The sequence below is a fragment of the Bacteroidota bacterium genome (assembly GCA_018831055.1).
Lineage (GTDB): Bacteria > Bacteroidota > Bacteroidia > Bacteroidales > B18-G4 > M55B132.
The window spans coordinates 1-9,536 of sequence record JAHJRE010000198.1 but is presented as its reverse complement, the minus strand read 5'-3'; the positions used below and the strand labels follow the sequence as shown (position 1 = coordinate 9,536).

The 9,536-nt window shown below is 40.2% G+C and carries 8 protein-coding genes and 1 pseudogene; 5 read left to right on the top strand and 4 right to left on the bottom strand.

The window, feature by feature from the left end:
• Positions 1 to 203: 203 nt before the first annotated feature.
• On the top strand, positions 204 to 2,588 hold the full coding sequence (locus tag KKA81_13145) for a TonB-dependent receptor (GenBank protein ID MBU2651869.1): 2,385 nt from the start codon (positions 204 to 206) through the stop codon (positions 2,586 to 2,588).
• Positions 2,589 to 2,868: 280 nt separating this feature from the next.
• Here the strand turns inward: KKA81_13145 and KKA81_13140 are convergent, their stop codons facing one another.
• Positions 2,869 to 4,044 (bottom strand): IS91 family transposase, encoded by a 1,176-nt coding sequence (locus tag KKA81_13140; protein ID MBU2651868.1) that lies wholly within the window; start codon positions 4,042 to 4,044, stop codon positions 2,869 to 2,871.
• Complete coding sequence (locus KKA81_13135) at positions 4,028 to 4,945, bottom strand: site-specific integrase (GenBank protein ID MBU2651867.1); 918 nt, start codon at positions 4,943 to 4,945, stop codon at positions 4,028 to 4,030. Before KKA81_13135 ends, KKA81_13140 begins: the two co-directional genes overlap by 17 nt.
• 287 nt (positions 4,946 to 5,232) lie before the next feature.
• On the opposite strand from KKA81_13135, the gene KKA81_13130 reads away from it, so the two are divergent.
• Positions 5,233 to 5,454, top strand: a complete 222-nt coding sequence (locus KKA81_13130) for a hypothetical protein (protein MBU2651866.1) — start codon at positions 5,233 to 5,235, stop codon at positions 5,452 to 5,454.
• Positions 5,451 to 5,756: a type II toxin-antitoxin system RelE/ParE family toxin gene (locus tag KKA81_13125; protein MBU2651865.1), complete on the top strand. Its 306-nt coding sequence runs from the start codon at positions 5,451 to 5,453 to the stop codon at positions 5,754 to 5,756. Before KKA81_13130 ends, KKA81_13125 begins: the two co-directional genes overlap by 4 nt.
• 7 nt (positions 5,757 to 5,763) lie before the next feature.
• On the opposite strand, the gene ltrA is transcribed toward KKA81_13125, so the two are convergent.
• Positions 5,764 to 7,131 (bottom strand): group II intron reverse transcriptase/maturase, encoded by a 1,368-nt coding sequence (ltrA, locus tag KKA81_13120; protein MBU2651864.1) that lies wholly within the window; start codon positions 7,129 to 7,131, stop codon positions 5,764 to 5,766.
• Between the two features lie 765 nt (positions 7,132 to 7,896).
• Here ltrA and KKA81_13115 point away from each other — a divergent pair.
• Both KKA81_13115 and KKA81_13110 read left to right on the top strand, forming a co-directional pair.
• Entirely contained in the window at positions 7,897 to 8,226 is a 330-nt protein-coding gene (locus KKA81_13115) for a type II toxin-antitoxin system RelE/ParE family toxin (GenBank protein MBU2651863.1), read from the top strand.
• An 11-nt stretch (positions 8,227 to 8,237) separates the two neighbouring features.
• Positions 8,238 to 8,522, top strand: coding sequence for a helix-turn-helix domain-containing protein (locus KKA81_13110; protein MBU2651862.1), 285 nt, complete (start codon positions 8,238 to 8,240; stop codon positions 8,520 to 8,522).
• On the opposite strand, the pseudogene KKA81_13105 reads toward KKA81_13110, so the two are convergent.
• A pseudogene (locus KKA81_13105) lies at positions 8,515 to 8,902 on the bottom strand (hypothetical protein). The gene KKA81_13110 and the pseudogene KKA81_13105 sit on opposite strands and share 8 nt — an antisense overlap.
• Positions 8,903 to 9,536: the final 634 nt, after the last annotated feature.

Below are 9,536 nucleotides of genomic sequence, written 5' to 3'. Positions count from 1 at the left end.
GTTTGGGATTCTCGTAATGAAAAGCGTAGATTTGTATAACAAGAGCCGGATGAGCTGAGAGGTTCAAGTCCGGTTCTGTGAGAGGCTTGGGGTGAAACTCCCCTTGCCTACTCGACCCGCCGGCCGTTAGCGGCAATCAGCGAACTTCAAAATTTCTACAAAATTGACAATTATGTTTGTGAAAATTTATAAATACCGAAATTATGGCATATAAAAATAAAGCTATTTCAAAATTCATTATCTTCTTCGCTTTTCTTTTTTTTATTAATACTACGTTTTCACAAACATATAGTATATCAGGAACTATTATAGAAAAAACAAGTAAGGAACCCTTACCCGGAGCATCAATTGTACTATTTGATTCAAATGGTTCAGTTTTAAATGGAGCAACTTCTGATAATCAAGGAACTTTTATTATTAACTCTATATCAAATGGAAATTACAATGTAGAAATAAGTTTTATAGGCTTTATAACAGACACTATTAAAAATCTGCAACTAAATAAAGATATAAACATTGGAACGATTAAACTTATACCCTCTGAAATTCTTCTTGATGAAGCTATTGTTACGGGAGAAAAAGCAATCTACACAACGCATTTAGATAAAAAAGTATATAATGTTCAAAAAGATGTACTTGCCGAGACCAGTACCGCAAGTGAAATATTACAAAATGTTCCTTCGGTGAATGTTGATATAAACGGTGGAATAACTCTAAGAAATACAGGTAATATTACTTTTTTTATTAATGGCAAACCATCGGCATTATTAAGGAAAAATCCTTCTGCTATTTTAGAACAAATTCCTGCTAGTAGTATCGAAAAAATTGAAGTTATAACAAATCCTTCAGCTAAATATCGACCGGACGGAGTTGGAGGAATAATAAATATTGTATTAAAAAAAGATGCAGATAAAGGATTTAACGGTCAAATACAAGCTAATGTCGGTAACGAAGGCAGATATAACGCAAATTTAATTCTAAATTACGGAGCTGAGGATTTTAAACTATTTGGTAACTATGGTATCCGTCATTCTAATGCAAGTGCTTTATACACTGATGCAAGAACCTATAAAGATAGCTTAGAAAATATTCAAAGTTATTATAATGAAGATGGCATCTCAAAAACTAATAGTTTTTCTCATAATGTTTTAGTTGGAGCCAATTATGACATAAATGATTATAACAATATTGAAATATCAGGAAATTATTTTATTCAAAATTCATATCACGATGGCAGTTCCAATATATCATTGTTTGATATTTATAATGATCCTGAATATATATTCGTCAACACCCAAACAAATGATGAATTAGAAGAAGAAGGCGAAGCAAATTTTACATACGAACATAGTTTTAAGAACAAAGAAGACCATACACTAACATTTGAAGCAATTTACTCATCTTATAACGAGAAAGAAGATAAAACATTTAATCAATCATATACATTTCCTACAACCAATATCGAAACAAGTAACTATATTATTCAGAAAAGTGGCAATCAGCAAGAATTAAATTTAGAATATGTTTTACCATTGGGCGAGGATGCCGAATTTGAAAGTGGCTATATGGGCGAGTTTATTTATGATAATATTCGATATAACAAGAATGAAGAATTAAGTCAGTTTAAATTTAACCAACAATTACACGCCTTTTATGCATTATTTGGACAATCAATCGAAGATTTTAGTTATAAAGCAGGATTAAGAGCCGAGCAAACTAATATTACTTCGCATTTAGTAAATCCGACCGACACACTAATACCAAACAACTATTTTAAATTATTTCCGACAATTCATTTAGGATATGATATTTCTGACAACAAAAACATTTCGTTAAGTTACTCAAAACGTGTAAATAGACCTGATCCGGACGAATTAAATCCAAACCCCGAATTTAGCGATCCTCGTAATGCCGAAGCAGGTAATCCAAATTTAAAACCGGAACAAATACAATCAGTTGAATTCGGATACAGATATGTGCATAAAAAATATTCTATAAATTCATCTTTATATTACCGTTATAAATACGATGCTTTTACGGGAATTTTTACAAATATTAGTGATAGTATTGTTTTGTATACCGCAACAAATTTAAATACCCAACAATCGGGAGGGATAGAAGCAATTTTATCGGGTAAAATTCTAAAAAAACATACTTATAATATTACGGGCGATGTGTATTATACAACAATTGATGCCACAAATTTAGGTTATTCAAATAATAAATCAAGCATTTCAGGGAATATTAAGGCATATTCCCTTATTAACCTTTTCGAAAAAACATTTTTACAACTTAATGCCTATTACTATTTTCCTTCAATTACGCCACAGGGAAGTGGAGATGATTATTATTATTTTAATATTGGAATAAAACAAAACTTATTCAAAAACAGAGCATCGTTAACACTTACCGGAACTGATATTTTTCATACTTACAAAATTAAATACAATATACAATCTTCCGAGTTAAATCAAACTACTACAATTCAAAGACGCTATCCGGTTGTTTATGTCGGATTTATTTGGCGTTTTAACAATTATAAAGAAAAGGAAAGAATTGATTTTGATGAAAATAAATTAAAGAAATGACAGCCGCTAATAAATAGGACTCTGAGCGGTCTGCAAGACCCAGCGAGGAGTCCATGTTGAACTACACCCGCCGGGCTATCAGCAGGCAAGCTATGCACTTAATGACGTTTTTTATTGTTTTTTGGAATTGAGCAGGTTGAAGATTCCTTGAATTACTGGAGTTTTTTGCCCCTTGATTTTTTGCTATCTGAAAAAAGGCGATAATTCCGGGATTTGAAACGATTTTTGCTCCCTGATGTACATACTTCTCCCGGCCAGGTTAATACAAGCTAAGCCTGACTTAGAAGTTAGACACTAAAAAATCGGGAGCAGCTTTCTCTCCCGGCGATCGAATCCTGGGCAGTTTCCTTAGCACAACCATCCGGCCTTTTTTACATACCGGACACTTACAGGGATTATAACCTGTGAGTCGCTCAAAGCGTTGCAGCTGTGTTTCAGGAGGCTCCTTATCCTTTATCAGGGTTTCGATATCCGGTTTTGTTTCCGGCACAAACTGCAGTTTCATCTTTTTTTTGGCCGTATGATTATAAATGCCAAAGTACCTGATCTTCACAAAGCGGGTTGGCAGGATGTGAAGGGTAAAACGGCGCAGGAACTCCACCCCGTCCAGGCTAACCGGTTTTTTGATTGCATTGTCCCGGTAGTCTTTGGCCACGAAAGTTACCTTGTCTGCAGCAATATTCAGAATCCTTTGGTTGGTAATGGCTACCCGGTGGGTGTACTGTCCAAGGTACTTAACCACATGTTCAGCTCCTGCCAGTGCAGGCTCGCAATGGACCACCCAGCGGGTTTTGTATGCCTGCTGAATATTTGCATGAAACAGGGGGAGTTCATTGTGCTTTTTTAAGGCACGTTTAAGGCTGTCCAGGAACTTTCCCTTAAAGACATCGCTTAGTTGACCCACCGGATAGAGGTAACTGCCCGAAGGCCCAATATTCTTCCATCTTCCATCGAGAGTGTATCCTGCAGCCGGAACGATGCAATGAATGTGCGGATGCAGCGAGAGGTTCTGTCCCCAGGTATGAAGAACTGCCACAACTCCGCTTTCCACACCATAATGCGTATATCCGAATGATCGAAGGGTATTCCACACGGCTGCAAAAAGCAGGCCGTAATACAAGGCTTGATTATGCAAGAAAAGTCCATTCAGCTGGTGAGGAACCGTGAATATGATGTGGTAATGTTTTACCGGAAGGGTTCGCTTCATCAAATCCTCGATCCAAAAAGCCTGCTTGGCGGCCTGACATTTGGGACAATGGCGGTCACCACAGCTGTTGTAGCTGTAACGTACGTTGTCACAGGAATCGCATACTTCTTCATGACCGCCCAGTGCAGCCGTACGGCAACTGGCGATCTTAGCCAGCACCTTTTGTTGCAGGGGGGTTAATTTTACTTTATCAAAAAGTCCGGTACCGAATAGACGTATCGTATCAGCCAGTTCATATTTTGGCCGCATGCCCATAATAATTATAAAGTGAATCCAGGGGACTATGCGCCTTTACCAGCTGATATTGGGCAATATGCAGGTAGATCATGGTGGTGGTGATCTCTGCATGGCCAAGCAGTTCTTTGAGGGTTACGATATTTACTCCCTGTTCCAATAGATGCGTAGCATAACTGTGACGAAGGGAATGCAGATTTACCTCCTTGGTAATGGAAGTTTTTTTCAAATTCTCCCGCATCACCCATGATAATCCCCGGACACTGTACCTGCCATCTGGTTCTTTTCCGTTGAACAACCATATGTGAGGGTTTTCTGCAGCCAGATATTTTCTTAACCCAACGGCCATGCTGTCGGCCAGAGGAACTATCCGGTCCTTCTTGTATTTACTTTGCCTGATATGGATGGTCTTTCTTTCAAAATCAATATCGGAGATCTTCAGGTTAATGACTTCCTGTCCCCGTAATCCCGCTGAGTATATCAATGTCAGGACAATCCTTTGTTTGAGCAGGGTGGGTGCTGCAAAGAGTTCTTTCAACTCCTGGTGATTGAGAATTTGCGGAAGTTTTGTATCTTTCTTCAGCGAAGGCAGTGCAATGGCGTTCTTGTTCATACCCAGCAGGCGGTAGTAATAGCGCAGCCCGTAAACCATGTGTTTAAAACTGCTGCGTGAAGGAGATTTCGGATCCCGGGCCAGAGACACCAGGTATTCGTTGATCTCTTCCGGGTCAATCTGCTCGGGAAGCTTCCCGAAATGAAGCACAAACAAGGCAATGCGCCGGATGTAGTTCTGGAGAGTACTTTTACTCTGGCCTCGAAGGGTAACCTGCTGTTCCAGTTTACGAACAACTTTTTCAAATTCAGGAACAAGTTCAATAGCTTGTTCTACAATAGTAAAACCCGATTTCTTTCTCATAATATGAAGTTTTATTGGTTAAAAAATTCAAAGTATGGAAAGAATCGGGTATTTTTATACAGGCTATCCCGCGCAGGCGGGATTTAGTTCAACATCGTATATAAAACATTTGGCAGTCAGTGCGTTATCGAGCGTTACAGCTCGTGCCAGATGCACTGGTAACTTGACAGGAAAGTGCTTCGAAATGCCAAACGTTTCATATACGTAACCGTTGTAAAGCATGGGAAGCCACAACTATCATCATTCATTCGCGAGAATATCTTAACTTTGCTTAAAACGACACGACAATGAATATTCAAGCTATAAAACTCGAGATTATGAAATTGATTCTTGAAACGGACAACCCAATGATCCTTGAATCAATTAGAAAGCTTTTTAAAAAGGAACCCTCTCCTGATTTTTGGGAAACTCTTTCATCTGAGCAAAAAGAGGACATTTTGCAAGGTATTAAAGAAATTGAGAACGGAGAAATTGTAGATTATGAGGACTTTATGAAGAAACACAGATGATGAGAAAAGTAATTCTTTCCAAAAGAGCCTCCAGAAAACTTGATAAGTTGCTTAAATATTTAGAAACGGAATGGTCTCTTAAAGTTAAAAAGGACTTCATCAACAAACTTGACAGATCAATAAAACAGATTCAAAAGTATCCTGAAAGTTGCAAAAAAACTGACTCTGTGAATGGACTTTATATGTTCGTTATAACCAAACAAACTTCATTATTTTATAGATTCGACTCAAAATCAATAAAAATTGTTACCCTTTTTGATAATCGGATGGATCCAGAAAAGCTGAAAAAAGAAATTGATTAGTCACGCTTTACAATCGAGTAGACGGCCGGTGAGCAAAAACGCCCACCGGAGCGCCTCTCACACCATCCCGCCTGAGGCGGGACGGTTCATTAAGATGTGGAGCAATTTTCTCGTAAACTGAAAGCATTGATACATAACCTCTTTTACACAAGCGTTCCAAGGTAATAGTCGTGCCAAGAATAGGGCTTTGGGCTACTGCCCAACCTCCCATTCTCGTACGGCTCCAAGCGTAAGCATGGTCATGGTCAATCCCAAGTCGTATAAGGTTTTTTCTTTTCCGCTCAGGCTTCTTCTCCCGCCTGAGGCGGGACCAGATGCAGTACCTTAAACGATTTCGCAGCCAGCCATCAAGGTCCTTGAGTTTGCTCTGAATACTTGCCATTCGGAAGTATCCGAGCCATCCCCGTTGAACCTCTTTGATCCGTTGGATACGTTCATCGAAGGTGCATGGAGTGGTCTTGCGTGTGATGGTTTTGAGTTTCTGCTTGAGTGATTTCCAGCTTTTGTCGCTTACCACCAACTGGTACTTGCCTTTCTCTCCCTTTACATAGGTGGGCACAAATCCAAAACCCAACATCGTAAAGTGTACAGGTTTGCGTATTCCGCTTTTATCCCGGTTTATGGGTAGTTTTAACTTATTCTTGAGAAACAAGTATATGCTGTTCCCGGTTTTTCGGGCTGCGTAGTTACTTTTCGTATAAATACTAAAGTCGTCAGCATATCGGACATACTTTAGCCCCTGTCGTTCCATTTCTTTATCGAGTTCATTCAGCATGATATTCGATAACAATGGACTGAGCGGGCTTCCCTGCGGTACACCTTTCCTGCGCTTGGTAAGCTTTCCATTGATAAGTATGGGTGCTCTCAGCCATTTGCGGATAAGGCGTAAGGTGAGCGGACATTTTACCTTGCGGTACAGCAATTGCAGTAGGATACAATGGTCAACTTCGTCAAAGAAACTCTTCAGGTCAATATCCACAATGTGGTGATAACCCGAGTTTATGTATTCCTGCGCTTTCAATACCGCTTGTTGTGCGTTGCGATTGGGGCGGAATCCGTAACTGAAATCCTCAAATTCCATCTCGAATTTGATGGCTATTACCTGTCCCACTGCTTGCTGCAATAGTCGGTCGGTAACTGTCGGAATGCCTAATAGGCGTGTCTTCCCGTTGCCCTTGGGTATTTCTACCCCAAGGATGGCTTGTGGCAGGTAGCTCCCTTGCCGTAATTCCGATGCTATACGTTCCCTGTTTTTGGTCAGGTGTTCATACAGTTCCGTTACGGTCATGCCATCCACGCCTGCCGAACCTTTGTTCGACAATACCTGACGGTATGCCCGCATTACGTTTCTCCGGTTTAATACCTGCTCGATCATCCTGTTTAAGTTTACTTCTTGTGCTCTGTCCCGCTTATAGCAAGGCTTCCCCGCCTTGCGGCGGGCGATCCCGGCTGCATTTGGAACATCTTAATGTTCAGCCCTTCGTTGATCTGTGAGTCTTCTGCGGTTTCTGTTCGCAGCTCGTGTTTCACAACTACTATGGCCTCTGCTGACTTCTTGGCTCATAGAAACCAAATCTATTCCAAGATATCCCCTGGTAAGAGCATATTCCTTCCTCCAATCGCTGCGACATCTACATAATTGTTCACAAGTGCTTCTAGGGCGTTACAATGGTGTGCTTGCTTACCCCAAACAACTATGCCTCATATGCCATTCCTGTTCGTCAGTACCGGAGTTTGCAGTCTGGCTTCCTTCAGTGCTTACCTCACGGTGAACCACCTTGCCACTTGCTAATACTTCTGAGCGTTACCTCAGCGTATAAGGGACTTACACCCTCTGGAAATTTATCACACACTGAGCTATATCTATTGAGTTTTAATTTGTATTTTTGAATTTTTTCAACAGCTTACAGTCAGTGTGCGCTGCATGCTCATGCAGGGCACACACACGCAATATAAAACAGTTGGGGTTCAGTAGTTTGCGATGGTTTGGTTCTCGCATCAGCGTTTTCCTCGGTTGATACAGACGCGCTCCGAAAACCCAACCGTTTCATATTGCCATCCGTTGTGCTTCATGCCTCAGAAAGTTAGGTTTTTCTTTAAATTACTTGTTTTAATGTAACTAATTCGTTACCTTTGCCAAATGAGAGAAGTTTTGATTACTCCTGAATGTTTAGACTTTATTGACAATCAAAATGAAAGAATTTCAACGAAGTTCTTCCAACTTGTTGAAATTATCGGTGAACTTAAAATTGTTCATTCGAGTTTTGTAAAGAAGTTAACCAAAACGGAGTTTTACGAACTCAGGATTAAAGCAGGGAATGAAGTCAGAGTAATAATGTTTACAACTGACCATCCCAATTTTGCTGAATGCTCCAAAGTAATCTGTTTGAATGGTTTTATTAAGAAATCAACAAAAGATTATAATAAAGCGATTAAGCAGGCAGGAAAAATTTTAAATAATTATTGGTAAATAATACGAACATGGGACAATTAATAAATTCTAAAGAAATTTTAGATAAAAGGTTTGGTAAACCTGGTTCAGAATCACGAGATAAATTCAGAGATGAAGCCTTTTCATTTTACTTTGGGGAGATCATTAAAAACCGAAGAAAAGAATTGAAATTAAGTCAAAGTCAACTAGCGGATCTTATTGGGAAAAAAAGACCATATATCTCACGGGTCGAGAAAGGAGAAGATATTCGATTATCAAATTTTGCCTTAATCGCTAATGCTCTAAATTTATCAATACAACTGACTGTTAAGTAAAGCACGAAAGCACAATCGAGTAGACGGCCGGTGAGCAAAAGCCCACCGGAGCGCCTCTCACACCATCCCGCCTGAGGCGGGACCATATACAGTATCTAAGCCGATTCCTGAGCCATCCATCCAGGTCTTTCAATTTGCCCAGTATGTTGGCCAGCCGGAAGTTATTGATCCAGCCTCGCTGGATGGCTTTGATCTTCTGTACCCGCTCATCGAAGGTCATGGGTGTGGTTTTCTGGGTTTCTTCCTTCAATTTGGCTTTAAGCTGCTTCCAGCGACTTTTCTCAACTATTAACTGGTACTGGCCTTTTACCCCTTTTTGATAGATAGGCACAAAGCCGTAACCCTTGTCGTTCCATTTCCTTGTCCAGCTCATGTAACATGATGTTGGACAATAACGGGCTGATAGGGCTGCCTTGTGGCACACCTTTTCTCCGTTTCGTTAACTTGCCGTTTACCCATATGGGTGTCCAAGTAAGATTTTAGCTCACTTACGCTCATGCCATCTATTCCCCCTGCTCCTTTGTTATTGACAACCTCAGAGCAGGCCTCGGTAAGGTTCCTGTTCGTCAGTACCGGATTTTGCAGTCTCGCTTCCTTCAGTGCATACCTTACGGTAAACCACCTTGTGACTTGCTAACACTTGCCGGCGTCACCCGGTGTGTAAGGGACTTTCACCCTCTGGAAAACTATTGCGCACACCTGCCCGTATCCGTTGAAATTAAATTTGTATTTTTGATCTTTTTCAACAGCTTACAACAAGTGTGCGCTGCATGCTCATGCAGGGCACACACATACGGTACAGCCCATTGGCTGGCGCATCTGTACCTGAGCGCAAAATCTTATGTTGACAATTTGTATTTATTTGTTATCTTAGTGCGGGTATTCGATAAAGGGCTGTAGCGTTGGGCGTTATAGCCAATGGTAAAGCGACTAGTCAACATCATAACGTGCGGTGAAAAAATAAAATAAACACCGTATATTTGCGGTAAATAATTTGTATATTTGCCGCATAAT

Excerpts from the sequence above, each read along its gene's own strand:
- KKA81_13145 (MBU2651869.1), top strand. The coding sequence starts at position 204 with ATGGCATATAAAAATAAAGCTATTTCAAAATTCATTATCTTCTTCGCT.
- KKA81_13140 (MBU2651868.1), bottom strand. The coding sequence starts at position 4,044 with ATGCGGCCAAAATATGAACTGGCTGATACGATACGTCTATTCGGTACC.
- KKA81_13135 (MBU2651867.1), bottom strand. The coding sequence starts at position 4,945 with ATGAGAAAGAAATCGGGTTTTACTATTGTAGAACAAGCTATTGAACTT.
- KKA81_13130 (MBU2651866.1), top strand. The coding sequence starts at position 5,233 with ATGAATATTCAAGCTATAAAACTCGAGATTATGAAATTGATTCTTGAA.
- KKA81_13125 (MBU2651865.1), top strand. The coding sequence starts at position 5,451 with ATGATGAGAAAAGTAATTCTTTCCAAAAGAGCCTCCAGAAAACTTGAT.
- ltrA (MBU2651864.1), bottom strand. The coding sequence starts at position 7,131 with ATGATCGAGCAGGTATTAAACCGGAGAAACGTAATGCGGGCATACCGT.
- KKA81_13115 (MBU2651863.1), top strand. The coding sequence starts at position 7,897 with ATGAGAGAAGTTTTGATTACTCCTGAATGTTTAGACTTTATTGACAAT.
- KKA81_13110 (MBU2651862.1), top strand. The coding sequence starts at position 8,238 with ATGGGACAATTAATAAATTCTAAAGAAATTTTAGATAAAAGGTTTGGT.